General features: G+C 62.1%; 25 protein-coding genes. 12 read left to right on the top strand and 13 right to left on the bottom strand.

What is annotated here, in order from left to right; translation table 11 throughout:
• Window positions 1–45: 45 nt before the first annotated feature.
• The gene (locus ACF8FB_RS14280; protein ID WP_010955284.1) at window positions 46–879 is read left to right on the top strand and encodes an IclR family transcriptional regulator; all 834 of its coding nucleotides are present in this window, start codon (window positions 46–48) and stop codon (window positions 877–879) included.
• Here the strand turns inward: ACF8FB_RS14280 and ACF8FB_RS14275 are convergent.
• The 4 genes from ACF8FB_RS14275 to ACF8FB_RS14260 form a co-directional block, all read right to left on the bottom strand.
• Window positions 810–4,034, bottom strand: coding sequence for a hypothetical protein (locus ACF8FB_RS14275; RefSeq protein ID WP_392511494.1), 3,225 nt, complete (start codon window positions 4,032–4,034; stop codon window positions 810–812). The two genes, ACF8FB_RS14280 and ACF8FB_RS14275, sit on opposite strands and share 70 nt — an antisense overlap.
• 335 nt (window positions 4,035–4,369) lie before the next feature.
• Window positions 4,370–5,275 (bottom strand): alpha/beta fold hydrolase, encoded by a 906-nt coding sequence (locus ACF8FB_RS14270; RefSeq protein WP_392511493.1) that lies wholly within the window; start codon window positions 5,273–5,275, stop codon window positions 4,370–4,372.
• A 176-nt stretch (window positions 5,276–5,451) separates the two neighbouring features.
• Window positions 5,452–6,138, bottom strand: coding sequence for an LrgB family protein (locus ACF8FB_RS14265; protein WP_010955287.1), 687 nt, complete (start codon window positions 6,136–6,138; stop codon window positions 5,452–5,454).
• On the bottom strand, window positions 6,128–6,514 hold the full coding sequence (locus ACF8FB_RS14260; protein WP_392511492.1) for a CidA/LrgA family protein: 387 nt from the start codon (window positions 6,512–6,514) through the stop codon (window positions 6,128–6,130). Before ACF8FB_RS14260 ends, ACF8FB_RS14265 begins: the two co-directional genes overlap by 11 nt.
• A 97-nt stretch (window positions 6,515–6,611) precedes the next feature.
• Between ACF8FB_RS14260 and ACF8FB_RS14255 the strand changes: the two genes are divergently transcribed.
• On the top strand, window positions 6,612–7,493 hold the full coding sequence (locus tag ACF8FB_RS14255; protein WP_010955289.1) for a LysR family transcriptional regulator: 882 nt from the start codon (window positions 6,612–6,614) through the stop codon (window positions 7,491–7,493).
• A 21-nt stretch (window positions 7,494–7,514) separates the two neighbouring features.
• On the opposite strand, the gene ACF8FB_RS14250 is transcribed toward ACF8FB_RS14255, so the two are convergent.
• A complete protein-coding gene (locus ACF8FB_RS14250) occupies window positions 7,515–7,970 on the bottom strand; it encodes a flavodoxin (RefSeq protein ID WP_003251656.1) in 456 nt (151 codons plus the stop codon).
• Window positions 7,971–8,085: 115 nt separating this feature from the next.
• Here ACF8FB_RS14250 and ACF8FB_RS14245 point away from each other — a divergent pair, with 115 nt between their 5' ends.
• A complete protein-coding gene (locus ACF8FB_RS14245; RefSeq protein ID WP_010955290.1) occupies window positions 8,086–8,514 on the top strand; it encodes a PAS sensor domain-containing protein in 429 nt (142 codons plus the stop codon).
• A gap of 59 nt (window positions 8,515–8,573) precedes the next feature.
• On the top strand, window positions 8,574–9,191 hold the full coding sequence (locus ACF8FB_RS14240) for a hypothetical protein (protein WP_049587077.1): 618 nt from the start codon (window positions 8,574–8,576) through the stop codon (window positions 9,189–9,191).
• Here ACF8FB_RS14240 and ACF8FB_RS14235 read toward each other — a convergent pair.
• Window positions 9,176–10,111, bottom strand: a complete 936-nt coding sequence (locus ACF8FB_RS14235; RefSeq protein ID WP_049587079.1) for a MerR family transcriptional regulator — start codon at window positions 10,109–10,111, stop codon at window positions 9,176–9,178. The two genes, ACF8FB_RS14240 and ACF8FB_RS14235, sit on opposite strands and share 16 nt — an antisense overlap.
• Window positions 10,112–10,330: 219 nt before the next feature.
• Between ACF8FB_RS14235 and ACF8FB_RS14230 the strand changes: the two genes are divergently transcribed.
• Genes ACF8FB_RS14230 through ACF8FB_RS14215 form a run of 4 tightly spaced genes read left to right on the top strand, consistent with a single transcriptional unit; the run spans window position 10,331 to window position 12,303 of the window.
• Window positions 10,331–10,891 carry an antibiotic biosynthesis monooxygenase gene (locus ACF8FB_RS14230; protein WP_010955292.1) on the top strand — a complete coding sequence of 187 codons (561 nt, stop codon included), beginning with the start codon at window positions 10,331–10,333 and terminating at the stop codon, window positions 10,889–10,891.
• Between the two features lie 33 nt (window positions 10,892–10,924).
• On the top strand, window positions 10,925–11,662 hold the full coding sequence (gene folM / locus ACF8FB_RS14225) for a dihydromonapterin reductase (protein ID WP_010955293.1): 738 nt from the start codon (window positions 10,925–10,927) through the stop codon (window positions 11,660–11,662).
• Between the two features lie 9 nt (window positions 11,663–11,671).
• On the top strand, window positions 11,672–11,965 hold the full coding sequence (locus ACF8FB_RS14220; protein ID WP_003251648.1) for a DUF1244 domain-containing protein: 294 nt from the start codon (window positions 11,672–11,674) through the stop codon (window positions 11,963–11,965).
• The gene (locus ACF8FB_RS14215) at window positions 11,962–12,303 is read left to right on the top strand and encodes a HopJ type III effector protein (protein WP_014592347.1); all 342 of its coding nucleotides are present in this window, start codon (window positions 11,962–11,964) and stop codon (window positions 12,301–12,303) included. Before ACF8FB_RS14220 ends, ACF8FB_RS14215 begins: the two co-directional genes overlap by 4 nt.
• A 44-nt stretch (window positions 12,304–12,347) precedes the next feature.
• On the opposite strand, the gene ACF8FB_RS14210 is transcribed toward ACF8FB_RS14215, so the two are convergent.
• Both ACF8FB_RS14210 and fabV read right to left on the bottom strand, forming a co-directional pair.
• Window positions 12,348–13,256 (bottom strand): alpha/beta fold hydrolase, encoded by a 909-nt coding sequence (locus tag ACF8FB_RS14210; RefSeq protein WP_060489783.1) that lies wholly within the window; start codon window positions 13,254–13,256, stop codon window positions 12,348–12,350.
• Window positions 13,257–13,399: 143 nt separating this feature from the next.
• The gene (fabV, locus tag ACF8FB_RS14205; protein ID WP_010955296.1) at window positions 13,400–14,611 is read right to left on the bottom strand and encodes an enoyl-ACP reductase FabV; all 1,212 of its coding nucleotides are present in this window, start codon (window positions 14,609–14,611) and stop codon (window positions 13,400–13,402) included.
• Window positions 14,612–14,912: 301 nt separating this feature from the next.
• Here fabV and ACF8FB_RS14200 point away from each other — a divergent pair, with 301 nt between their 5' ends.
• Entirely contained in the window at window positions 14,913–16,091 is a 1,179-nt protein-coding gene (locus tag ACF8FB_RS14200; RefSeq protein ID WP_392509259.1) for an acetyl-CoA C-acetyltransferase, read from the top strand.
• Between the two features lie 138 nt (window positions 16,092–16,229).
• Here the strand turns inward: ACF8FB_RS14200 and ACF8FB_RS14195 are convergent, their stop codons facing one another.
• Window positions 16,230–17,054, bottom strand: coding sequence for a 5-methyltetrahydropteroyltriglutamate--homocysteine methyltransferase (locus tag ACF8FB_RS14195; RefSeq protein WP_392511491.1), 825 nt, complete (start codon window positions 17,052–17,054; stop codon window positions 16,230–16,232).
• Between the two features lie 227 nt (window positions 17,055–17,281).
• Here ACF8FB_RS14195 and ACF8FB_RS14190 point away from each other — a divergent pair, with 227 nt between their 5' ends.
• Window positions 17,282–18,769, top strand: coding sequence for a methylenetetrahydrofolate reductase C-terminal domain-containing protein (locus tag ACF8FB_RS14190; RefSeq protein ID WP_392511490.1), 1,488 nt, complete (start codon window positions 17,282–17,284; stop codon window positions 18,767–18,769).
• Here ACF8FB_RS14190 and yjiA read toward each other — a convergent pair.
• The 3 genes from yjiA to ACF8FB_RS14175 form a co-directional block, all read right to left on the bottom strand.
• Window positions 18,729–19,706, bottom strand: a complete 978-nt coding sequence (gene yjiA, locus ACF8FB_RS14185; RefSeq protein ID WP_049587087.1) for a GTPase — start codon at window positions 19,704–19,706, stop codon at window positions 18,729–18,731. The two genes, ACF8FB_RS14190 and yjiA, sit on opposite strands and share 41 nt — an antisense overlap.
• Window positions 19,707–19,783: 77 nt before the next feature.
• Window positions 19,784–19,981, bottom strand: coding sequence for a YbdD/YjiX family protein (locus ACF8FB_RS14180; RefSeq protein ID WP_003251633.1), 198 nt, complete (start codon window positions 19,979–19,981; stop codon window positions 19,784–19,786).
• A 17-nt stretch (window positions 19,982–19,998) separates the two neighbouring features.
• Window positions 19,999–22,065, bottom strand: coding sequence for a carbon starvation CstA family protein (locus tag ACF8FB_RS14175; protein ID WP_392511489.1), 2,067 nt, complete (start codon window positions 22,063–22,065; stop codon window positions 19,999–20,001).
• Between the two features lie 177 nt (window positions 22,066–22,242).
• Here ACF8FB_RS14175 and ACF8FB_RS14170 point away from each other — a divergent pair, with 177 nt between their 5' ends.
• Window positions 22,243–22,605, top strand: coding sequence for a PilZ domain-containing protein (locus ACF8FB_RS14170; RefSeq protein WP_029615590.1), 363 nt, complete (start codon window positions 22,243–22,245; stop codon window positions 22,603–22,605).
• A gap of 263 nt (window positions 22,606–22,868) precedes the next feature.
• Entirely contained in the window at window positions 22,869–24,386 is a 1,518-nt protein-coding gene (locus ACF8FB_RS14165) for a nucleobase:cation symporter-2 family protein (RefSeq protein ID WP_010955302.1), read from the top strand.
• 35 nt (window positions 24,387–24,421) lie between these two features.
• Here ACF8FB_RS14165 and radA read toward each other — a convergent pair whose 3' ends face one another.
• Window positions 24,422–25,792 (bottom strand): DNA repair protein RadA, encoded by a 1,371-nt coding sequence (gene radA, locus ACF8FB_RS14160; RefSeq protein WP_003251626.1) that lies wholly within the window; start codon window positions 25,790–25,792, stop codon window positions 24,422–24,424.
• Window positions 25,793–25,891: the final 99 nt, after the last annotated feature.

Below are 25,891 nucleotides of genomic sequence, written 5' to 3'. Positions count from 1 at the left end.
GTCAAGCTATAAAGGCGACACGATAAATCCGGAACCTCCCCTCCCATGGCCAAAGCCAGCTCCCCCACCGACACCGGCAAGCAGAAGGTCCGCTCGGCGGAAGTCGGCACCGACATCCTCAAGGCCCTCGCAGAACTCTCACCCTCGACGTCACTATCACGCCTGGCCGAGCACGTGCAGATGCCTGCGAGCAAAGTGCATCGCTACCTGCAGGCGCTGATTGCCAGTGGTTTTGCCGAACAGGATGCGGCCACCAACCATTACGGGCTGGGGCGCGAGGCATTGCGGGTGGGGCTGGCGGCGCTGGGCAGCATCGATGTGCTGAAGGTGGCGGCGATGCCGTTGTCGCAGTTGCGAGATGAGCTCAACGAAAGCTGCTTCATCGCCGTGTGGGGCAACCAGGGGGCCACGGTGGTAAGCATCGAACCTGCCGTGCGCGCGGTCACCGTGGTGACCCAGATCGGTTCGGTGCTGCCGTTGCTCAGTTCGTCCACCGGGCTGGTATTCGCCGCCTACCTGCCCGAGCGAGAAACCCAGGAGCTGCGCGACAGGGAACTGGCCGCTTTGCAACAAACCGCCAGTGACTATCACACACTGCTGGCCGGCATCCGCGAAAAGGGCCTGCACCATGTGCATGGCCTGCTGATGCCGGGGGTGGATGCGCTGTCGGCGCCGGTATTCAACGCCATGGGGCAGATCGCCGCGGTGATGACCGTGGTCGGGCCGACGTCGATCTTCCATGCCGATGAACATGGGCCGGCGGCGCAGAGCCTGCTCACGGCCGCACGAACCGTGAGCTGGCGCATGGGTTACGCGGGCAACCCACACTGCGCTTCGACGTCTAGCGTTTCCTCCTCGACGAGCCAGAGCAGTTCCTGAGAGAAGCCGTCATAAAGGGCGGGCGCCACCTCACTCACCAGATCCCCGTAGTCATCGCATAGCCGCCCGATCACACGCGAGAATGCCGTGGGCTGCGACACCTCTGCCCGGGAAAGCACGGTGATGTATTTCTGTGCGGCACCGAACAGCCGCACCAAGACCCCCGTGGAAGCCACCGTTCCTGCAACCCCCGCCGCGAACGACAGCAAGGCGGCGGAACGGTCGCCATCGCTCCACGCGATGGCCCCGGTGATGAAGGACCTGGCCGCACAGAACAGCCCGACGGCCATGGCCGCCGGCGGAAACGGCACGGTGAGGATGCCGGCCAGTACGATCCCCCACTCCACCACCACGGACGAAATACGCTCGGCAGCGTCGGCGCTGTCTTCAGCGGCTTCGTTGATCATCCGCCTGATACGTTTCTCCAGGTCCTGGACAGGATCCCCGATACGCCCGGTCTCCCCTATCGGCGGCCGCACGCCCCTGCCTCGGGCGACGGCATCCAGCACCACCCCAATGCCATCGCCGGCGCGCAGTTGCTCTTCGATCAATGCGTTCAAGCGCGACTGGCTCGATAACGGCACGCGGTCTTGGCAATAACCTGCCAAGTCGTGCTCACGCCAAGCCCTTGCCAGCTCGCTGAGGGTCCGCAGCGTGGGGCCTTGCTCGATTTCTGGCAGATAGACCAAGGGCTCAAGCTCGCGGTCACGAGCATGCTTCAGCAGGTAGGCACCTTGAACGGGGCAATCGTCCATCCACAACGGATAAAGGTTGCACGCCGCGTCGATCAAGGTCCCCGAAAAGCTGTCGCTCACCGACTCCAGCCACTGCGCATGGCGGCCCGACAAGCTTCCCTGAAGTTTCTCGCTGAGCACGGCACGCCTGATCTTCAAAGCAAAGAGCGTGCGATAACACTGCCTGAGCCTTTCATATTCCGGCCTGGAGCGGTCGAGTAACTGCGCTTTCACTTCTTCGATGTACTTGTTGCCCAGGTCGGCAGCACGAATGTAGCTCCCTAGCAGCGCCGGGCTCAGGTGCGAGATATCCTGGCCGATAGCCGAGGTGATGCGGGCAAAGTCGGAGAAATTGTAATACGTGGGATAACCTTTGATGACAGTCTGTGTCAGTGTGCGAATGGCATCCTCTTCCAGCGTTATCAATACCTGATCCGGGTTGATTGGGCCGCCGCGATTGCCCGGGTATGAATTGATCTTTTCCGTCACCTGTCGATGGGCGAAGGTGCGAAAGCTCGGCACCTTCATCAGCGACTGATACCTGGCCTGCGCCAGCTTGAGCAGTTGGTCGATATCAACCAGTGCCTGCTGCTCGGTACGACTGGCCTTGATGAACCAGCTTGGCGTGGTGGCCTGTTGATCCTCGATCAGGGCAAGGATCTTGCGCTTGGCCAGAGCTTTGAGCACATCCGGCCACTGCTGCGACTTGATCGGCGCGAGCGTCACGCTGTGCATGGACCAGTCAGTGGGTAGCAGCTCGACCTTGCGCAAATGGCGCTTGAGCGAATCATGCTGGGCCCGCGAGCATTGCCCCAGCAGGTATTCACTGCCTACCGGCCACAAGGTCCAGCTACCGATTTCGAGCGCCATTTTTTCGAGTGAGTCGAAAAGATGAAAATCGCCTCCCGGCGCCCCAGGGGCATAGAGCAGGTACTGATCGTCCTGCACCAGGCACAGCAGATCCTTCAAGGGCGTTTGCGCACCATTGAGGCAAACCAGACCGGCGCTGATGACATTGGCCTGCATTTTCCCCAGGCGTGCGTGGTGCAACAGATCGAACGCCGCCGGGTGAAAACCCTGATGACGAGCGGCCTGATTGGCCAGCGCCAGCCGTGCATCAAGCACCTCACACAGTGCGGCCATGGTCAAAGTGTCGTCATAGAGCGTACGGATCTGCTTGACGTAGTTCACGCGCAAATCCAGTTTTTCGATCACGCTCTGGATAGAGGTACTCCCCAACAAGGAACGGTGCCGCTCACCCAGGACTTCGACCTTGAGCTGGCCCCCGCTGTAGCCACCACTCAGCGCCCAATCGAGCAGGGTGTGTTTCATCGCCTGTTCAGGGTCATCGACGTGACTGACACGCAGTCGTACCTGCTCGGGGTCGATATCCAGGCCAAGGGCTTGCTGGACCTGTTTCTTGGCGAAGCTGCGCAGGTCGCGCCATTGCGCCAGACGCTCGGTGCAACGCTTCTCCTTCACCTGCAGGTCATCTTCCAGCTGTCGATAGGCTTGCAGTTCCTCGCCCTGCATGAACCGCCGCCATTCGGGCAGCAGGCTGGTGCGGTACGCTCGCACATGCCGCGTCGCACGTTTCTGCAGCGTAGCCACCAGAGGCTCAAGCCGAGCCGCACTGTCGAGCTGGGCCAGACGCCGGGCGTCATCGACCTTGACCCGCAGGCTGCGCCGGGTGGCTTCAAGCTGGATAGCCTGCAGATCACGGATGAAATACCTGTGAAGTGGCACCTGCAGCGGCACGAAATCGAGTGTCAAACTCTCCGTAGACAACGCCGCCCGCTCTTGCGAAGACAACAGCCAACGCAACGGGCTGCCTTCAGCAAAGGCAGGGGCGAGTTCACGGGCTGCGCGCGCGCGTTCAGTGTCGAACCAGCAACCGCTGGCCAGGCTGTAGATCAGAAAATCCGCAGGTGCGTCCGGGTTCTGTTCGAGGTCATGACGGCTGGCGACGACACCCGGCAAACGAAAACGCAAATCTCCGGCAACCAGGTACACCTCATGCTTGTTTGCGTCCCCGTCCTGTTCGAGGGCCTCGATACCGGCTTCCCAGGCCTTGAACGTAAGGGCCTTGAGGCGCGTTTCGGCAAACATCAGCTGGATCAAACGGGACGCCAAAGTAAGTGGTTTCAAACTTAATCTGGACTGTTGCTCCCACCACTGGTCAAGCACCGCCTGCCTTTGCGGCACAAGCGACTCGACAACCGCCAACGGTAAACGCTTCTGCTCGGTGAACTGTTGTCGATGCGCCTCCGGTATCAGGCTGCCCAGTTGCGCAACCGTAGCCATCAGTTGTTGCAGCTCCTGGGCGTGAGCCATCATGGCCTTCACCTGTTCTTTCACAGAGCGTGGATCTGGGCACCCCTCACCGAGATTGGGGGTGCCAAAATTGAAATCGAAAGACATGAACTGTGCTCCAAAATTACCGAAGCAGCAGAGTGAACGGATGATAAAGGCAATAGCGCAGGGAAGCTTACCCAGCACTTGGCACTGTTGCCTGATACGTAACGGTGAATGTCGATAGAAGCTATTTTTCCTGACGGATCAAGCGCTTATTCTTGACTCACTGGCCGGCTTGAAGGGCTCTCCCCCCCGCCTTTCAAGCCTGCCAGGTTCACCGACGTAGATTTTGAAGCTCCTTGATCTGACGTCTCGATTGGCCGCTGCGGCTTGCAGCGGCCTTTTTTTTTTGGCGTCTGAACATGCACCCTGGCTGTCAGGTGGCCGACGCCGAAGCCTCGTCATGACCACGCCATTTTCGGCGGGTAGAAGCTCAGCGGCTGCTCACGAAAGGCCAGGTAGTGGCGCAGCACCTGCACCGGCGCCTCATTATGCGGGTAATGGCCAATGCCCAGTAACTGCACGGTGTCCGGCTCCGGCACCAGTTGCCGGTAGCGCTCAAGCATGTGCGCGCCGGAAAGCGGGTCGACCACGCCATTGATCAAGCGCAGCGGCACGCCTTTACGTTGCATCGCCCCGACCCAGCGTTCGCGGTGCAACCTGCGCTCCGGCATGTAGCCCACCAGCTTGTGCAGGATGCGCGTGCCCCGGTTGGCAGCGATCAGGCTCCAGAAATCATCCAGCGCGCTTTCACTGGGACGGGTGCAGGGGCCGTACACCTGCATCACATTCCGCACCAGATCGTCACGCCCGAACGAGCGCCCGACCAGCCAGCCAAACCGGCTGAGCAGCAGCTTCTGGATCAGTAGCATGCGGCAGCTTTCGGGGAACAGCCCGCTGTTGAGAAACACGCAACTGGCGATGTCGGCACGCTGCTCATGGTGTCGCGCCAGCAGTTCCTGAGCCACGCTGCCACCGTAGTCGTGGGCCAGCAGGTGCACGGGCTGCGCGACCTGCAGATGGGCAAGCAATGCCTGCTGCAAGTCTGCCTGCTCCATCAGGCTGTAAGTGTGATCGACGGGCTTGTCCGAATCACCAAAGCCGAGCATGTCGCAAGCGATCAACCGGAAACGTTGGCTCAGAGGGCCCCACAGGTAGTGCCAGTCCCAACTGGCAGTGGGGAAACCGTGTAACAGAAGCAGAGGCTCTCCTTGCCCTGCGGTCCAGTAGCGGATGCTCTGGCCCCGGAACATGAAACTCTGTGCCCGGGTACGCCAGACGCACAATGGAATCTCGGCCATAGGCATCAGATGGGTCCCGGTGTAGTGGTATTGGCGGAATAGGGCAAGGCTGCGGTCATTGCATGTCACCTCGGCACTTACATGTGCTCTCTATGTCGAGGCAAAGTCTAGCCAGCAGCCCATTGGCTGGAACTTGCGTTGCCAGCCAGCTTGATGACTGAGCGAGTCAGTGGCACGAACGGTCAGAGCAGCAAGGCCAACAAAGGCGCCGCGAACAGGTTGAGCAGCCCGGTCAGGACCATCACCAGGCCGGCCACCGAGCCTTCCTCACGGCCCACTTCCTGTGCCCGGCTGACCCCGGCACCATGCGCGCCAACACCGAACAGCGCCCCCCGTGCCAACGGCGTACGCAGCGGCAACCAACGCAACAGCACACCGCCGAACATGGCACCGAGCACGCCGGTGAACATCACGAACACCGCGGTCAGTTCTGGCACTCCACCTAGGTCATGGGCCAGGGGCATGGCAAATGGCGTGGTGATCGAACGCGGCACCAGCGACAGGCTGGTTGCGCTGTCCAGCGCCAACAGGTGCGCCAGCCCCCAGGAGCTGGCGATCGAGGCACTGCTGCCGGCGACCATGCCCACCATCAGGGCCGGCCAATGACGCGCCAGCATGGCCCGCTGCTGCCAGATCGGCACCGCGAAGGCGACAGTCACCGGGCCGAGCACGCCCATCAACCAGTGGGTGTTGCGCGCATACTCGGCATAGGCCGTATGCAGCGGCACGGCCACAGCCAGCAGCAACACCGGCACCAGGATCAACGGCGACAGCAGGTAGCGCTGGCTACGCCGATACAACCAACGGCTGCCCAGGTAAGCCAGCAAGGTCAAGGCCAACCAGAACAGCGGCATGGGTTCAAGGCTCACGACGCAGCCTCCAGCGGCACACCATCTCAACGGTCATGGCGGTCACTATCATCACTATCAGCGTGCTCACGGCGATCACCAGCAAGATGCGCCAGCCCTCTTCACGGATCAATGCGCCATAGTCGAGCAGGCTCATCAGCGCCGGGATGAAGAACAGCAGCATCTCAGCCATCAGCCAGCCGGCCCCCAATTCCAGCATGGCCGGTTTGAGCACACCCGAAGCGAACAGTATCAACAGCAGTGCCAGGCCCATCACACCACCGGGGATCGGCCAGCCCAGCCAACTGGCAATCTGGCCACCAAGCAGGAACAGCGCACAGAGAACCGCCAGCTCGACAAGCAGGCGCAGGGCTTTTTTCAATAATGCAGGTTTCATGGCGGGGTTCCTCGACAGGCCCTCATTTTAAGATTTGGCTGCCTAGGCCAGAAGCGAATTGTTAGACTGCTCACCATTCCAAAATGGAATCCGAAGTATGGAATTCAAACAACTGCGCAGCTTCATCGAAGTGGTGCACCGCGGCGGTTTTACCCAGGCGGCACAGACCCTGCACATCAGCCAGTCGGCCGTGAGCAAGCAGGTGGCCCAGCTTGAGCAAGATGTGGGCCAGCCGCTGCTGGAGCGCCAGGCGTCACACCTGCACTTGACCGCTGCCGGGCGCATCGTGCTGGAGCGTGGCGAAGCCCTGCTGCGCCAGCGCCAGGCGCTGCTCAACGAGCTGGACGATCTCAGCCAGATGGAGCGTGGCGAACTACGCCTGGGCTTGCCGATGCTTGGCAGCGACACGCTGTTCGCCGGCTTGTTCGCCGAGTACCGGCGGCGCCATCCGAACATCGCCATCCAGCTGCTCGAAGGCGGCAGCCGCAGCGTCGAACAGGCCGTCAGAAGTGGCGAACTGGAACTGGGCGGCTGTTTGACGCCCACCGACGAGGCATTCGACTACCAGCCCTTCTGCAACGAACCGCTGGATGCCTTGCTGCCGGCTGGCCATGCTCTGGCGGGCCTGGACGCCGTGGGCCTGGGGCAACTGGCCGATACACCGTTCCTGCTGTACCAGCGCAGTTTCGTGCTCAACGACCGGCTGCTGAAGGCGTGCCAGCAGCAGGGCTTCACCCCCAAGGAAGGCGGGCGCAGCGGCCAGGCGGATTTTTTGGCGGCGCTGGTGGCGGCGGGCCAGGGCGTGGTGATGCTGCCCCGGGTGGTGGCAAAAGTGCTGGAGCGCCCCGGGGTGGTGCGTGTGCCGTTGCATGCGCAGGAGGATTTGCGTTGGGATATCGCGTTTATCTGGCGGCGTGGCGCCTACCTGTCACGAGCGGCGCAGGCGTGGTTGGCCTTGTTGCGCGAGCCCCACGGCTAACACGCCTGCACAGGTGCCGGGTCAGGCGTTCAGTGCGCTCGCCAACTCAGCCAGCCAAGGCTCGGCATCCGCCTCCGGGGTCACCGTCTCGCTCGCATCCAGGCGCAGCATTGGCTGCACTTCGCGCACGCCCAGTTCGGCGAACAGCTCACGCATCTGCTCGCCACCCCCGCAATAGGTATCGCCGTAGCTGGAGTCGCCCAAGGCGATCACCGCGCCAGGCAGGCCGCGCCAGGCCGCAGGCAGTGTGTCACGAAGGGTGCTGTACAGCGGCATGAGGTTGTCCGGCAACTCACCCATGCCGGTGGTAGAGGTCACGGCCAGCAAGGCGTCGGGGGCAAAGCCCTGAAGATCCTGAAGGGTGGCACGCGCAGCATGCCAGGCCTCGAACCCCGCCGCCTTGAGCAGCGATTCAGCATGACGGGCGACTTCTTCGGCGGTGCCATAGACCGAGCCGGAAATAATGGCGACTTTCATCGGGTAGAGGATTCCGAAACTGAGTGAAAACGTAGGATACTAGCATTCAACGCTGGCAAAAGGCCGCCGTTACCCACGTCGCCATCTTCCGTTTTTCTTTACCAATGGCCCGGACATGATCAACGCGCAATTGCTGCAATCGATGGTCGATGCGTCCAATGACGGCATCGTGGTTGCCGAGAAGGAAGGCGACGACACCATCCTGATCTACGTGAACGCCGCTTTCGAATACCTCACTGGCTACAGCCGTGACGAGATTCTCTACCAGGATTGCCGGTTCCTGCAGGGTGACGACCGTGACCAGCTTGGCCGCGCACGCATCCGCAAGGCCATGGCCGAAGGCCGCCCATGCCGCGAAGTGCTGCGCAACTATCGCAAGGACGGCAGCGCCTTCTGGAACGAGCTGTCGATCACGCCGGTGAAGAGCGACTTCGACCAGCGCACCTACTTCATCGGCATCCAGAAGGACGTCAGCCGCCAGGTCGAACTGGAACGGGAGCTGGCAGAACTGCGCGCTCGTCCGAAACCCGACGAACGCGCCTGAACCAAGTCCGCCACGCACGGTCAATTCCGTTGAAGAAATCGCCACCACCGAGTTCGATCATGCAAGCAGACGCGCTCCTGACCCAGGACGAGCTGGATTTCATACAGAACATGCAGCATTCGCCGCAACTGAACCTGGCTGACACCATGTCGAGCCTGCTGGTCAATGGCGACCGCCGCATACAAAGCTTGCTCACCCGGTTGGTGGCTAATGAGCAGGTGACCTTGCAGGCCCAGTTCAACAACCAGCAGATCAGTTTTCCCCTGCAGCTGGTAGAGGACGAGTTCCACGCCCTGCACCTGCAGCTGGGCTCACCGGAAATCTACGAAGACGGCCCCATGCTGCGCCCATGGCGCTTGTCGCTGGACCAGCCGAGCGCACTGCTCGATGCCCATGACGAGGCAAGTGGCCTGTGGGTGCGCGAGATTTCCTTCAAAGGCGTGCTGCTGGAAGTCCGTGATTTGCCAACAGCCCCTACCCGCTTCGAGCTGCGCTTCGCCCCCGGCGGCATCACCCCGATCGAACTGCATGGTGTGTTGGGCCGGCGCATCGGCACGGACCTGGCTGCCTACGACCTCGGCCAAAGCCCAGCCGAAGAAATCGAACGCCTGCGCGACTACATCCTCCAGGCCCACCGCCACGCCCACCCCGAACTGCACACTCAAGTATCGAGCTGACGGGCCAGAAACTGCCGCAAGCGCTGGCGCATCACACTGCCCTGCGCGCCCAGGCAGGCTACAGGGCTGCCAGCCAGGCTGTCCTGTACCGCTTCCGCTGCTTCACCAGCCAGTAACAACGGGCATTCCAGCATCGACGCCAGGCGCTTGAAGTGCCTGGCGAGTTCTGCTGTGGGCGACTGATGGGAAAACAGCACCAGGGCGTCCGGCTTCAGCCGTTCGCAGACCAGCGCAAGCTCCTGCAGCGGCTGCCCGTTCGCCAGCGGGATCACGCGTGTTTCGTCGCTGCCCAGGATCAGGCTGGTTACCAGCAACTCAAGCTCATGGCACTGCCCCGGCAATGGCGCCAATAGCACGGTGCGGCTACACGGCACACGGGCCAGCTGCAAGCGGGCGAAAACCCGACCGCGCAGGAACTGGTCATAGAACAGCCATTCGCTGGCCTGCCCATAGCCGCCTTGCCGAACGACCATGTCATGCCAAACCGGCATGAACACATCGGCGAAAACCTGGTCCAGGGTGCTGGCCGCGAACACCTCGTCATAGAGGCGATTCAGGCTCGCCACATCGAAGTGCTGTACCGCCAGGCGAATCTGGTTTTGCCAGCGCAGGCAGGCGTCCACCGCGCCGCCAGCCTGCCCGGAGAGCGCATTGTCGCGAGCGAGAATGCTGCTCACCTTGCTGACCGCCACGCCGCGCTCCAGCCACCCGAGGATACGGCGGATTTCATCGATATCAGCCAGGGAATACAGGCGGTGACCACTGTCGGTACGGATGGGCTGTATCAGCCCATAACGGCGTTCCCAGGCGCGAAGGGTCACGGCGTTGACACCGGTCAAGCGTGACACTTCACGAATCGGAAACAGCTCCTGCTGCTCGAAACTCGCATCGATCACCGGTTTACGTCCCTGCTCGTTCATCTGCACGAAGTACCCTGAGTGCGTAAAAACTGTGCACATAGCTTACTACGACTGTGTCGGTCTGTTGGACCCACCGTTTGCCAGCTGATAGTTGCCGAGGAACGCAACTTCGCGATAATGCGTGCCCGATTCTTGCATGCACGACTGCGTTGCCCACCACCCCGGGCAACACAGCCAAAGGGCCAGCTACCCGCCAGCCCCGTTGCCAGGAGATACACAATGTCTACCCCACCCGTCACCCTCATGGTGTCGCGTCGCGCCGCCCATGGCCGCTACCAGGACCTGCTGGCCTGGCTGCACGAAGGCGAACAGCTGGCCACCGACTTCCCTGGCTACCTCGGCTCGGGCATCCTTGCCCCGCCCCGGGATGGCGACGAATTTCAGATCATCTTCCGCTTCAGCGACGAGCCGACGCTGCATGCCTGGGAGCACTCCGCCTCTCGCCGCGCATGGTTACAACGCGGCAACGGCCTGTTCGAACGCCCCAAAGAGGCGCGCGTAAGCGGTATCGACGACTGGTTCGGCACCAACACGGTGCAGAAACCGCCACGCTGGAAGCAGGCCGTGGCCATCTGGCTGGCGTTTTTCCCAGTTTCGCTGGCCTTCAACCTGCTGTTCGGCCATTGGTTGACGGCACTCGACCTCGTGCCTCGGGTACTGCTCAGCACCCTGGCCCTGACGCCGGTGATGGTGTACCTGTTCATCCCGCTGTCCACCCGCCTGCTGGCCAGTTGGCTGCATGCCTCCCCGGCCACTGCCGGCGCCTTGCGCAGCCGCTGAGGCCAGGCCATACAACAGGGAAACAGTTCGGGTATGCTGGGTGGCAACCAAAGGACAGACAAGTTGACCACCCCGAACATGAACAGCCCCATTCTCGTTACCGGAGCCAGCCAGCGCGTCGGGCTGGCCCTGGCCCTCGAACTGGCACAGGCCGGCCATACGGTGGTCAGTGCCAGCCGCAGCATCCAGCCGCAGGCAGCCCACCCCAACATCGTGCAGTTTCAGGCCGACCTGTGCCAGGCGGGCGACCGCCAGGCGCTGATCGATCACCTGCACGATCGTTATGACGGACTACGCGCCATCATCCACAACGCCTCGCTATGGCTCGACGACGGCCTCGACAACCTCGAGACCATGTTCCGCCTGCACGTCGAAGCGCCCTACCACCTCAACCTGGCCCTGGGCGACCTGCTGGCCAAGGTGGAAAAGGCCGACATCATCCACATCTGCGACGAAACCTCCTCGCGCGGCAGTAAAAGCCACATCGGCTACGCCGCCACCAAGGCCGCGCTGCAGAACATGGTGCTGTCATTCGCCGAAAAATATGCGCCCAAGGTGCGTGTGAACGGTATCCTGCCTGGGCTGCTGATCCTCAAGGAAGGGGGTGACGACGCCTACCGCCAGCAAACCCTGAAAAAGGCCCTGCTGGAGTTCGAACCCGGCGCCGGCCCGCTGATCGAGACCGTCAAGTACCTGCTCGCCAGCCAGTACAGCACCGGCAGCCAGGTGGTCATCAACGGTGGCCGCCACCTGAAGAACCGCATGACTTGAGAGAAGACCATGACCCCACAGCAACAGCTCGAGCTCGAGGCCGCCGCGTTCCGGCGCCTGGTCGAACACCTGCAAAAGCGCACCGATGTACAGAACATCGACCTGATGAACCTGTCCGGTTTCTGCCGCAACTGCCTGTCCAAGTGGTACAAGGCCGCCGCTGATGAGCGTCAGCTGGACCTGAGCCTGGATGATGCCCGCGAAGCGGTGTACGGCATGCCCTACGCCGAGTGGAAAGCCCAATACCAGAAAGAAGCCAGCGCCGAACAACAAGCGGCGTTCGAAAAAGGAAAAACCTCGTGACTGACCTGAATACCCTGCGCGCAAGCCTGGCCAGCGGCCAACATGTATTTGCCGATACCTTGGCGTTCATTGCCGACAACTACAGCTACCAGCCGCAGGCCTTCAACAACGGCGGCGTGGAGAATGCGGCAGGGCAGAACGAAGGGTCGTGCAAAACCCTGGGCCTGGCCCTGCTTGAAGGGCTGAGCGACCAGGAAGCGCTGCTGGCCTTCGGCGAGCACTACCGTGATGTGTTGGCCACGCCTGAGGGTAGCGACCATGGCAACATCCGTGCACTGATCAAACACGGTTTGGCGGGTGTGAAGTTTGCTGCGCAGCCGCTTGCGCGCAAGGCTTGAGATTGCCGGGGCCGCTTTGCGGCCCCACGATCCTGCGCCCACCATCAATCCATGATGGTGCCAGGCCCCCCGCCTTCCAGCCTCCCCTGCCGCAACCACTGCAAGGCCACCGGCCACAGGCTTTCGCGAAACCGGTCATGGAAAAACGCGAAATGGCCAATTTCCTCGGCCGAGATATCCACAGGTGCAATGCGCAGGTGCTTTCGCTCGGCACCCTGTAGATAACCCAACAAACGCTCGGTCGCCGCCACGGTCCCGAAAGGATCGTCAGTCAGACTGATGGCCAACGTCGTCGCACGCACCTGGGCGAAAGGTAGCGCCGCCAACGCCCGCCCGCTGGGGCGGTGCTCATAACGTGGGGTACGCGTGGTCCAGTCGTGCACCACGCCGGATGGCGTGTCTTCCAGCCACCCCAGGCGCTTGCCGGGAAAATAGCCGAATACCCGGGTCAGCAGCGGCATGACCACATGCCACTTGCCGAACAGCTGCCAGCGCTGGTTGGCCGCATAGTCGCGCCAGTAGGCGAACTGCGCGCCAACCATCACGACCCGACGGATCTGGCCAGCCGATGGCGCCAGGCCTACTGCACAACCGCCGAAACTGTGCCCCACCACGTCCACCGGTTGACCTGGAAAATGCGCTGCCGCGTGCGCCAGCATGGCTTCGAAATCCAATCGGCCCCAGTCGCTCCAGGAGGCCTGGAAACCACGCAGCGAAGCCGGCCGGGATTCGCCGATGCCACGGTAGTCGTAGGTCAGCACATCGCAGCCGTGGGCGAACAGGTAGTCGGCAAAGCGGGCGTAATAGCGGCAGCGTACCGAAGTGGCAGCGTTGATGATCACCAGCGGGCGCTGGGGATCAGGTTGGGCGTGGCGCCAGCAGAAGCCGCCGAGGCTGTATCCGTCGGCCGCGGGGTGGCGAAATGGGGTAGCGGGTTGGATGAGGCTACTCATGGCGCATGTCCTGTTGTTGTGCGCCAAAACTAGCAAAGATTTTGTAGCCTGTACTGGCCTCTTCGCGGGTGAACCCGCTCCTACAGGGGGAGAACCTGTGGGAGCGGGCTTGCCCGCGAAGAGGCCGGTACAGGCTTACCCGATTACAGCTCGACGCAGTCGAACTTCACATCGGTGGCCACGTCTTTGTCGTAGTCAACGTCAGCGCGCTCGAAGCCGAACAGGTTGAGGAACTGCTTCTTGTAACCGGCGTAGTCAGTCAGCTCGAACAGGTTCTCGGTGGTCACCTGTGGCCACAGGGCCTTGCAGGCGTTTTGCACGTCGTCACGCAGTTCCCAGTCGTCCAGGCGCAGGCGCCCCTTCTCGTCGACCTCTGCCGGCGCACCGTCGGTGCGGTACATACGGTCGCGGTACATGCGGTCGAGCTGGTCCTGGGTGCCTTCGTGAACACCTTTCTCCTGCATGATCTTGAAGACCATCGACAGGTACAGTGGCATCACCGGGATGGCCGAGCTGGCCTGGGTAACCACCGACTTGAGCACCGCCACATTGGCGCCGCCTTTCACTTCACCGGCCAGCTTCTGGTTCAGACGCAGGGCGGTTTCGTCCAGGTCCTGCTTGGCCTGGCCCAGTGCACCGTGCCAGTAGATCGGCCAGGTGATATCGCTGCCGATATAGCTGAAGGCCACGGTGCGAGCGCCTTCGGCCAGTACATTGGCGCCAGCCAGCGCATCGATCCACAGCTGCCAGTCCTGGCCACCCATGACGGTGACGGTATCGGCAATTTCCTGCTCGGTGGCCGGCTCGATGCTGGCCTCGATGATGGTGTCCTTGTTGGTGTCGATGGCGGTCGACTTGTATGGCTGGCCGATCGGCTTGAGTGCCGAGCGAATCACTTCACCGGTCTGCGGCAGCTTGCGCACGGGCGAAGCCAGCGAGTAGATGACCAGGTCGACCTTGCCACCCATTTCGTTCTTGATCAGCTCGATGACCTTGGCGCGAGCTTCGTCGGAGAAGGCGTCACCGTTGATCGACTTGCTGTACAGGCCCTCGGCCTTGGCGAACTTGTCGAAGGCTGCAGCGTTGTACCAGCCAGCAGTGCCGGCCTTGGTCTCGGTGCCTGGTTTTTCGAAGAACACGCCCAGGGTGTCGGCCTTGAAGCCGAAGGCCGCCGTGATGCGGGCAGCCAGGCCGTAGCCGCTGGAAGCACCGATGACCAGGACCTTCTTCGGGCCATCCTCGCGTACGCCCAGCTTGCGGGTGGCTTCGATCTGGTCACGGACGTTGAGCTCGCAGCCCTTCGGGTGAGTCGTGGTGCAGATGAAACCGCGAACCTTAGGATGAATGATGGCCAATGTCTGTACCTCGTCAGGTTTATGCCAGGAAAGCGCCGCTTGGGGCGATTCCGATTGATCAGAGGGTGAGACTACCCCCGCAGGTTATCCGACACATATTACGGGGTGATCAGAGGGATGCAAAACCAGAGTTCTTCTGTGCAGGAAGGACATGGCTGCTTGAAATCCAGATTGGCGGGTTAGAACGCCGGGCACCCATTGATTTGCTTTTCACATCAATCCGAAAGAAAAACAAACTTAACAAATAAGCCAAACCCGCCGATGCTGGCGGCACTACGCCCATTGCACGGAGAACAACAACATGAACGACGTGGTGATCGTCGCCGCAACCCGTACCGCCATCGGCAGCTTCCAGGGCGCCTTGGCCACAGTGCCTGCGGTTGACCTCGGCGCCGCCGTGATCAAGCAACTGCTGAAACAAACCGGGCTGGACCCGGCGCAGGTCGACGAAGTCATCCTCGGCCAAGTGCTCACTGCCGGTGCCGGTCAGAACCCGGCACGCCAGGCAGCGATCAAGGCTGGCCTACCCTTCAGCGTACCGGCCCTGACCCTGAACAAGGTCTGCGGCTCGGGCCTCAAGGCCCTGCACCTTGCCGCCCAGGCGATCCGCTGTGGCGATGCCGAGGTGGTGATTGCCGGTGGCCAGGAGAACATGAGCCTTGCCCCCTACGTGATGCCCTCGGCCCGCACCGGCCAGCGTATGGGCCATGGCCAACTGATCGATAGCATGATCACGGACGGCCTGTGGGATGCCTTCAATGACTACCACATGGGCATCACTGCCGAAAACCTGGTGGACAAGTACGGCCTCAGCCGTGAGCAGCAGGATGCCTTTGCTGCCGAATCGCAGCGCAAGGCAGTGGCAGCGATCGAGGCCGGCCGTTTCGACGCTGAAATCACCCCCATCGTGCTGCCGCAGAAAAAGGGCGAGCCCAAGGTTTTTGCCCGTGACGAGCAACCACGCCCGGACACCACCGCCGAGTCCCTGGCCAAACTGCGCCCGGCCTTCAAGAAGGACGGCAGCGTCACCGCAGGCAATGCCTCCAGCCTGAACGACGGCGCAGCCGCCGTGCTTTTGATGAGCGCAGCGAAGGCCGAGGCGTTGGGCCTGCCGGTGCTGGCGAAGATCGCCGCCTACGCCAGTGCCGGGGTAGACCCCGCGATCATGGGCATTGGTCCGGTTTCGGCGACCCAGCGTTGCCTGGACAAGGCCGGTTGGCAACTGGCCGAACTGGACCTGATCGAAGCCAACGAAGCCTTTGCCGCCCAGGCGCTGGCCGTGGGCAATGCGCTGGCATGGGATGCCGCGCGGGTTAACGTCAATGGAGGAGCGATTGCCCTGGGCCACCCGATTGGTGCTTCCGGGTGCAGGGTGCTGGTGACCCTGTTGCACGAGATGATCAAACGGGATGCCAAAAAAGGCCTGGCGACCTTGTGCATTGGCGGTGGGCAAGGGGTGGCGCTGGCCATCGAACGTTGATTGATTCACGCAGGCCCGGCCTCTTCGCGGGTAAACCCGCTCCTACGCTGATCGGTGGCGGACACACATCGGTGATTGCGCGCAGGCCGTCGTAGGAGCGGGTTCACCCGCGAAGAGGCCGGCACAGGCGGCAACCGTTCAAGCTGCGGCTCGAGCCTGCTCCAGCGACGCGGCCAGCACCGCCACTTCCTGGCACTTCTGCACGGCCAGTTCTACTGGAATCTCCAGCAACGAACAAGCCGGCGCCAACCACAGCCGCTCACCCAGGCGTTCATGGGCTTCGTGCAGCAGCCCCAGGGTCTTGCCCAAATCACAAGGCGAGGCGTTGCGACCGTCGACCAGGCCCAGCGACAGTACCTTGTAGGCCGGCAGGCGATCGAGAATGGTCTGGTACTGCTCGGGCGCCTGAACCAGATCGACGTGCAGGCCATCAACCGGCAGGTTGGCGGCCAGGCCGAGGTTGCCTTCCAGGCCACCGAAGTACGTGGCGATCAGCTTCTTCAACGGTGCGCGTTGAAGGATGTTGTAGACGCGTTCATAGGCGTTTTTCCAGTCCTGGGGCAGCGCCTGGGCGAGGATGGGTTCATCGATCTGCACCCATTCAACGCCCAGGGCGGCCAGGCGGTTGAGGAGCTGGTCATACACAGGCAGCAGGCGGTCAAGCAGCTCCAGCTTGTCGAAGTCACCGCCCAGGGTCTGGCCCTGCCACAGGTAGGTCAAAGGGCCGATCACTACCGGCTTCACTGCATGACCCAGAGCCTTGGCGTGCTCCACTTCTTCGAACAGTGGTTCCCAGTTCAGAACGAACGGCTGATCGCCTGCGCTAAGCACGTGGCTGTCCCAGGCGAAGTCGCCGACCGGCAGCAGCTCGATGCCAGCGTCTTTCTGCACCTGCCAGTGGCGGGCACGCAGCTCGCGGTCACGGCCGATGTGTGGAAAGCCCAGGTTATGTGCCAGTGCCATGTCTTGTCCCTTCAGCATGCTTGAATGAATGAGGGGATTCTCCGGCTGGCGGAGTATTGAGACAAACTCATTAAATTTGAGATGAACAGAAGAAATCTTCATGATCATGCTGTCATGGTCTTCGCGCCCCATGTCTCATTCAGATCACCACCTTGCGCATCCGGACATGACCCGGCTCGCCTTCTGCCGCACAATGCCACCCTGACCACACCAGGTGCCCGGCCAATATGAGCCTGCTGAAAACCGCCCTGCGCGAACAGAACTTCGTCTGCGTAATGGAGTTCGTCCCCAAGCCTTCCGCAGAACGCTTTGCCGCCATGGAAGCGATCCTGGCCCGTGCGCACCTGTGCGGCTGGCCCATGACCGTGGCCATCGGTGATCGTGTCGGCAGCCCGCTGGACATGTCACCGCTGGACGCCCTCGCCTCGTTCAGCAACCCGGTGCCTGCCCTGCCGCATTTTTCAGGCAAGGATCGCGAACGCCACCACCTGCTCGCCCAACTGCAGCGCATGGACGCCGCCGGCCTCGACCAGCTGTTACTGCTGACTGGCGACCGCCTGCCCGGCCATGAACCTGGCCAGCGCCCGGTGCGTTATCTGGAATCGGTCGCCGCCCTGCAGGTTGCCCGCCAGGCCTGCCCGCACTGGCTGCTGGGCGCGGCGCTGAACCCGTTCAAATACCACGAGGAAGAAGGCGGCGCCCAGTACTTCAAGGCCGAGAAAAAGCTGGCAGCGGGGGCTGACTTCCTCACCTTGCAGCTGGGCTTCGATGCCGCCAAGCATCAGGAAGCCATACACTGGATGCGCCGTCAGGCCTCACCCAAGCCCATGCTGGCCTGCCTCATGAGCCTCACCCACGGGCGCGCGGCGATGCTCGACCACGTGGCCGGCGTGACTGTCACGCCATCCATGCGCGACATGCTCGAAGCGGAGACGGCGCAGTCCAAGGCCTTTGCCCAGGCGCGCAGTGTTGACCGCCTGGCCTTGCAGATTATCGGTACAAAGCTGATGGGCTACGCCGGTGTGCACCTGTCAGGGGTTCACACGCTCGAACAGCTGCTGGCCCTGGAGACCCGTATCGAGTACTGGCAAACCCAGGTTCAGTCCCTGGAGCAATGGGCACCGGCCTGGCGCGCCAGCTGGCAGATGCCTGGCCTGCCGGCGGTGACCTTCCATCCGCCACAGGCTGGCTGGCGCCTGGACGAGTCACGGGTCGATGCCTCACTCAAGGAAAAAGCCCGCTATCACCTGATGCATGGCATGCACGCACTGCTGTTCAGCCGGCGTAACAGCCTGAGCAAGGCCTTCGGCTGGGCGGTGCGCCAGCCTCTGTGGGGTACGCGCGTCGGCGCACACGTGCTGCACACGCTGGAGCGCAGTGTGAAGCGCCCACTGGTGGGTTGCGACACCTGCGGCCGTTGCCGCCTGGAAGACACCTTGTATATTTGCCCGGAAACCTGCCCTAAAGGCCTGGCCAATGGCCCTTGCGGCGGCACCGCCCTGAACCGCTGCGAGTTCGGCGACCGCGAGTGCATCCACAGCGTCAAGTACCGCACCGCCAAAGCCGTGCGGCAAACCGCTGTGCTGACCGAGCGCCTGATCCCGTGCATCGAGGTCGAAACCCGCCACCGCAGCTCATGGCCGCAGTGGTTCGCGGGGCAGGCACCGCAGCGGCTCAGCCCGCAGCCATTGCCTCGAAGCCAGCCCGAATCGTAGCCTCGGGCAGTTCATCGGCAATGAACACCATCACGCTCTCGCGCGCTTCGCCTGCAGCCCACTCGGCGTCCCAGTCGAAGCCATAAAGCTTGAGCACGCCCTGAAACACCAGCTTGCGCTCCTCGCCGGCAATGTTCAGCACGCCCTTGTAGCGCAGCAGCTGTTTGCCGTGGGTTTCCAGCAGCTCGTTCATGAAGCTGCTGAGGCGGTCGATATCCAGCGGGGCTTCGGTACGCAGCACCATCGTGGAAATGCGGTCCGGGGTGGCAGGCTTGAGCACCGGTCGCAACATCGGTTTCAGGTTCACCCCAAGGTCAGGGTTGAGGTTGAAACCTCGCACATCCAGTAACTCAGCCAGGTCGATGCAGCCGTGTTCGACCACACGGATCGCAGCCCTGCTATTGATGCGGGCCAGGCGTTCGCGCAGGGCTTCAACCGCAGCCGGCTCGACCAGGTCGGTCTTGCTCAGCAGCAGACGATCGGCAAAGCCGACCTGCGCCTGAGCGATGGTCTGGGTCAGGTGCAGTTCGGCATGCGCGGCATCGACGAGGGTGATGATGCCGTCGAGGATGTAGCGCTCACGCAGCTCTTCGTCGATGAAGAACGTTTGCGCGACCGGCGCCGGGTCGGCCAGGCCGGTGCATTCGATCACCAGGCGATCGAAGGCGATTTCCCCGGCATCCAGGCGTTCAAGCAGCAGGTACAGCGCGCGAGTCAGGTCGCCATGGATGCTGCAGCATACACAACCGTTGGCCAAGGTCATGACCTGCACCGGCTGTTCCCCCAGCAGTTGGCTGTCGATGCCGGCCTCGCTGAATTCGTTTTCGATCACGGCGAGCTTCAGGCCATGCTCGGCCTTGAGCATGTACTTGAGCAAGGTGGTCTTGCCGGCACCGAGGAAGCCTGTGAGGACGGTTACGGGAATGGGCATCTGCACGCAAAATACTCCTGAATCTGAAAATGACTGTGGGAGCCGGTTACCCAGGCTCCCACAGGTTTACACGTACCGCAGGCTCAACAGCACTTGGGCCCGGACTTGCCACCGTAACGTGCTTCCTGACGTTCGCGGAAGAATGCCTCGTAGCTCATCACCGGCTTGTCCGGATGCGTTTTCTGCATGTGTTCGACATAGTTGTCGTAGTCGGGCATGCCGACCATCAGGCGGGCTGCCTGCCCCAGGTATTTGCCCAGTCGACCCAAGTCGTTGAACATGATTGCAGTCCTCTCGATTACGCGTCAGGCAACGCCTGGAACGGGGTTTCCTTGTCGCTGCGTTCTTTGCGGCCCAAGGCGGCGTAGCCGACCTTGATGGCGAAGAACAGGATGCTGAAGACCACCAGCAGGAACAAGATCGTCAGGCCCGCGTTGGTGTAGGCGTTGAAGATCACGTGCTGCATCTGCCCGATGTCCTTGGCCGGGGCCAGTACCTGGCCGGCGTCCAGCGCAGTGCTGTACTTCTTGGCCAAGGCCAGGAAGCCGACAGCCGGGTTGGGGTCGAACAGCTTGATCAGGCCTGCAGCCGTGGTGCAGATCAGCAGCCATACGGCCGGCAGCAGGGTGACCCAGATGTAGCGCTGACGCTTCATCTTGATCAGCACCACAGTACCGAGCATCAAGGCGATACCGGCCAGCATCTGGTTGGAGATACCAAACAGCGGCCACAGGGTGTTGATGCCACCCAGCGGGTCGATGACGCCCTGGTACAGCAGATAGCCCCAGAGCGCCACGCAGCCAGCAGTGGCAAGCAGGTTTGCCCCCCACGATTCGGTGCGTTTGAGCGCAGGCACGAAGCTGCCCAGCAGGTCCTGCAGCATGAAGCGCCCGGCACGGGTACCAGCGTCTACCGCCGTGAGAATGAACAGCGCCTCGAACAGGATCGCGAAGTGGTACCAGAAGGCCATGGTGTTTTCACCTGGCAACACCTGGTGCAGGATCTGCGCGATACCGACCGCCAGGGTTGGCGCACCGCCGGCACGGGCCAGGATGGTGTGCTCGCCGATGTCACGGGCAACGGCTTCGAGCTGCTCGGGTGTAATCAGGAAGCCCCAACTGCTGACAGTCTGCGCCACCGACGCGACATCGGTACCGACCACTGCCGCCGGGCTGTTCATGGCGAAGTACACGCCCGGTTCGATCACCGAGGCCGCAACCATGGCCATGATGGCGACGAACGATTCCATCAGCATGCCGCCGTAGCCGATATAGCGGGCGTTGGTTTCGTTATCCAGCAGCTTGGGGGTGGTCCCCGAGGAAATCAGCGCGTGGAAGCCGGACACCGCACCACAGGCAATGGTGATGAACAGGAACGGGAACAGGGTACCCTTCCACACCGGGCCCGTACCGTCGGTGAACTGGGTCAGCGCCGGCATTTTCAGCTCGGGTGCGATGATCAGGATACCGATGGCCAGGCCAACGATCGTGCCGATCTTGAGGAAGGTCGACAGGTAGTCACGCGGTGCCAGCACCAGCCACACCGGCAGCACGGCAGCGACGAAACCGTAGCCCACCAGCATCCAGGTGATCTGCACGCCGGTGAACGTGAACGCCGGGCCCCACACCGGGTCCGCAGAAATCACGCCGCCCAGCCAGATCGAGGCCAGCAGCAGTACCACACCAACCACCGAGATTTCGCCAATACGGCCCGGACGGATGTAGCGCATGTAGATGCCCATGAACATCGCGATCGGGATGGTCGCCATCACCGTGAACATGCCCCATGGGCTTTCGGCCAGGGCCTTGACCACGATCAACGCCAGCACCGCGAGGATGATGATCATGATCAGGAAACAGCCGAACAGGGCGATGGTGCCCGGGATTCTGCCCATTTCCTCGCGCACCATGTCGCCCAGCGAGCGCCCGTTGCGGCGGGTAGACAGGAACAGGACCATGAAATCCTGCACCGCACCGGCCAGCACCACGCCGGCGATCAGCCAGAGCGTGCCGGGCAGGTAGCCCATTTGCGCGGCGAGTACCGGCCCGACCAAGGGGCCTGCGCCGGCGATGGCCGCGAAGTGGTGACCGAAAAGAATGTGTTTGTTGGTCGGGACGTAGTCCAGGCCGTCGTTGTTGAGCACCGCCGGGGTGGCACGGCGCGGGTCGAGTTGCATCACCTTGGTGGCGATGAACAGGCTGTAGTAACGATAGGCGACCAGGTAGATGGCCACTGCCGCGACCACGATCCACAAGGCGTTGATCGCCTCGCCGCGACGCAGGGCAACCACACCCAGTGCGCAGGCGCCTATGACTGCCAGCGCCAGCCACGGAATATGGCGTAGCAGGCTATTATTGTTGTTCATGGTTAGCTTCCAGCTGGTGGATTGGAAAGACCGCCCACCGAGTCTAGGGCCAGTCAAGCGGCATTGCCACACTTGCTTCGTTCTAGAGCCTCTGCGGCCAGATTGCAGTACCTGATGCACATGCAACTCTAACTATAGTCAGGATGACACCTGATGACCTATTCGAGGATCCATGCCATGAGCGATCATGACGAACGCCGCCGCTTTCAACGCATCGACTTCGATGCCCCCACCGAGCTGCGCCAGGGGCTGAAACGCTGGCCTGCAAAACTGCTGGACCTTTCACTCAAAGGCTTGCTGATCGAACGCCCGGCAGACTGGGATGCCGACCTGACTCAGGACTTCGACGCCATCATCGACCTGGACAACGAGGTACGTGTGCAGATGCAGGTCGAACTGCGCCACGAAGAGCCGGACCGCCTGGGCTTCATCTGCCTGTACATCGACGTCGATTCGATGACCCATTTGCACCGTCTTGTGGAATTGAACGTGGCTGACAGCACCGAAATGATGCGAGAGCTGCGCGAACTCATCGAATAATGAAATCTCTTAGCTAGCTAATAGCCCTCCCACCTGGTGTTTCTTGTCTACCCAGACAGCTTTAAGCCTGGGTAGCGATGCTTTGTACACACCCTTCTAATACAGCTTCTGCCAAGTTGGTACGCCTTCTGCATTGGGTTTTAGCACACCCTGCAGCCAGACCTGTTCGCGCTCCGATCAAAATATTGTATACAATTCTTGTGGCAATCATTTGTAGGAAGTGTCTACAGTAGCGGCACAACAATAAACAGAGAGCCTGCTCCATGACTACGTCCCCTAGCACGTCTCCCGCCAAGCGACCCGAGGATGAAAACCTCGGCCTTGGTGCCAACCTGGCCTATGGTCTGCAGCATGTGCTGACCATGTATGGTGGGATCGTCGCAGTACCCCTGATCCTGGGGCAGGCCGCGGGCCTGAATGGTGCCGAAATCGGCATGCTGATCGCCGCCTCGCTGTTCGCCGGTGGCCTTGCCACCCTGCTGCAGACCCTTGGCCTGCCGTTCTTCGGTTGCCAGTTGCCACTGGTGCAAGGCGTGTCGTTCGCCGGTGTGGCGACCATGGGTGCGATCCTGAGCAGCGAGGGGGGCGGTGGCCTGCCAGGGGTGCTTGGCGCGGTCATGGCTGCGTCGCTGATCGGCTTTCTGATCACGCCGGTGTTCTCGCGCATCACCAAGTTCTTCCCGCCGCTGGTGACCGGCATCGTCATCACCACCATCGGCCTGACCCTGATGCCGGTTGCCGCACGTTGGGTAATGGGTGGCAATAGCGCCTCGCCGGAGTTCGGCAGCATGGCCAACATCGGCCTGGCCGCGCTGACCTTCGCCATCGTGCTGCTGCTGAGCAAGCTTGGCAGTGCCACCATCTCACGCCTGTCGATCCTGCTGGCCATGGTAGTCGGCACGCTGATCGCCTGGGCATTGGGCATGACCGATTTCAGCAAGGTCGGCGAAGGCCCGATGTTCGCCTTCCCTACGCCTTTCCACTTTGGCATGCCGGAGTTCCACATCGCCGCGATCCTGTCGATGTGTATCGTGATCATGGTCACCCTGGTGGAAACGTCGGCCGATATCCTCGCCGTGGGTGAGATCATCGACACCAAGGTGGACTCCAAGCGCCTGGGCAACGGCCTGCGCGCCGACATGGCATCGAGCATCCTGGCGCCGATTTTCGGTTCGTTCACCCAGAGCGCGTTCGCCCAGAACGTCGGCCTGGTGGCCGTGACCGGGGTCAAGAGCCGCTACGTGGTGGCTACCGGCGGCGTGATTCTGGTGGTACTCGGCTTGCTGCCAGTCATGGGCCGGGTGATTGCCGCCGTGCCTACCCCGGTACTGGGCGGCGCCGGTATCGTGCTGTTCGGCACCGTGGCGGCCAGCGGTATCCGCACCCTGTCCAAGGTCAGCTACAAGAACAACGTCAACCTGATCATCGTCGCGGCCTCGCTGGGCTTCGGCATGATCCCGATTGCCGCACCGACCTTCTACCACCACTTCCCGAACTGGTTCGAGACCATCTTCCACTCCGGCATCAGCTCGGCGGCGATCATGGCCATCCTGCTGAACCTGATCTTCAACCATTTCACCACCGGCAACTCGGAAAACCAGTCAGTGTTCGCTGCAGCCTACGAGCGCACCATCCAGTATTCGGACATTTCCGCGCTGCGTGATGGGGACTACTTCAAGGATGGCAAGCTGTTCGATGCCGAGGGTAACGAAGTGCCGATGCTGGAACTGGACGAGCACGGCAATGAAACGGTCAGGCGCACGGCCGTTGCCGAGCACTGACGGGTTGCAGGAGCGAACTTGCTCGGTCCTGCACGCTATTCGAACAATGCATCCAGCGCCTGTTCCAGCCGGGTAACGGCAATCACCTGCAACCCCGCAGGCGCTTCTTTCGGCGCATTGCCCTTGGGCACGATGGCACGCTTGAAGCCGTGCTTGGCCGCTTCCTTCAAGCGCTCCTGGCCACTGGGTACCGGGCGTACCTCGCCCGACAATCCGATCTCGCCAAACACCAGCAAACCATGGGCCAGTGGCCGGTTGCGCAAGCTCGACATCACCGCCGCCAGCAGGGCCAGGTCCGAAGCCGTTTCCAGCACCTTCACCCCGCCGACCACGTTGAGAAACACATCCTGGTCATGGGTCGGGATACCGCCATGGCGGTGGAGCACAGCCAACAACATGGCCAGACGGTTCTGGTCCAGGCCCAAGGTTACCCGCCGCGGGTTGGCCAGATGGCTATCGTCGACCAGCGCCTGCACCTCGACCAGCATTGGCCGGGTACCCTCCCAGGTTGCCATCACCACGCTACCCGGCACCTCTTCCTGGGTACGGTTGAGGAAGATCGCCGACGGGTTGGATACCTCCTTGAGGCCACGATCGGTCATGCCGAACACGCCCAGCTCATTGACCGCGCCAAAACGATTCTTGACCGCCCGCAGCAAGCGCAGGCGGCCATCGGACTCACCTTCGAAATACAGCACCGTGTCGACCATGTGCTCCAGCACCCTTGGGCCAGCCAGCGAGCCCTCCTTGGTCACGTGGCCGACCAGGAAGATTGCCGTACCGCTTTGCTTGGCATAGCGCACCAGCAACGCTGTGCTTTCGCGCACCTGGGCCACGCCGCCCGGGGCCGATTGCAACTGCTCGGTGAAAATGGTCTGGATCGAGTCGATCACCATTACCCGCGGCTTCTCGACCCGCGCCGTGGCAATGATCGTCTCGATGCAGGTTTCGGTCATCACCTTGAGCTGGTCCTGAGGTAGGCCCAGCCGCCGCGAACGCATGGCCACCTGCTGCTGCGACTCCTCCCCCGTGACATACAGGGCCGGCATGCCCACGGCGATGTTGCACAAGGTCTGTAGCAAAATGGTCGACTTGCCGATGCCGGGGTCACCGCCAATCAGCACCACCGAGCCATCCACCAGGCCGCCACCCAGCACGCGGTCCAGTTCGGTGCTGCTGGTCGTGAAACGCGGGATTTCCTCGACACTGACTTCGGCCAGGGTCTTGATCTGCGCCTGCTGTCCTGTCCAGCCAGCGCGGCCGCTACTGGGTGCAGCAGCGCCGCCGCTTTCGATCATGGTTTCGACCAGAGTGTTCCAGGCCCCGCATTCGCCGCACTGGCCGGCCCATTTGGGGAAGGTCGCGCCGCATTCGGTGCAGCCATACAAGCGCTTGGCCTTGGCCATGGGTGGGGTCTCCTGGAAAAATTCGCCATGATAACTGAGCAGGACGTGTCTCGAACGCCTCGAGATGCGACAAAACTATTCGTTCTAACTGCAGTCAGT

This window comes from Pseudomonas sp. yb_2 (assembly GCF_043103905.1).
In the GTDB taxonomy this organism is placed as follows: domain Bacteria; phylum Pseudomonadota; class Gammaproteobacteria; order Pseudomonadales; family Pseudomonadaceae; genus Aquipseudomonas; species Aquipseudomonas alloputida.
This window is presented reverse-complemented; position numbering and strand designations above follow the sequence as displayed.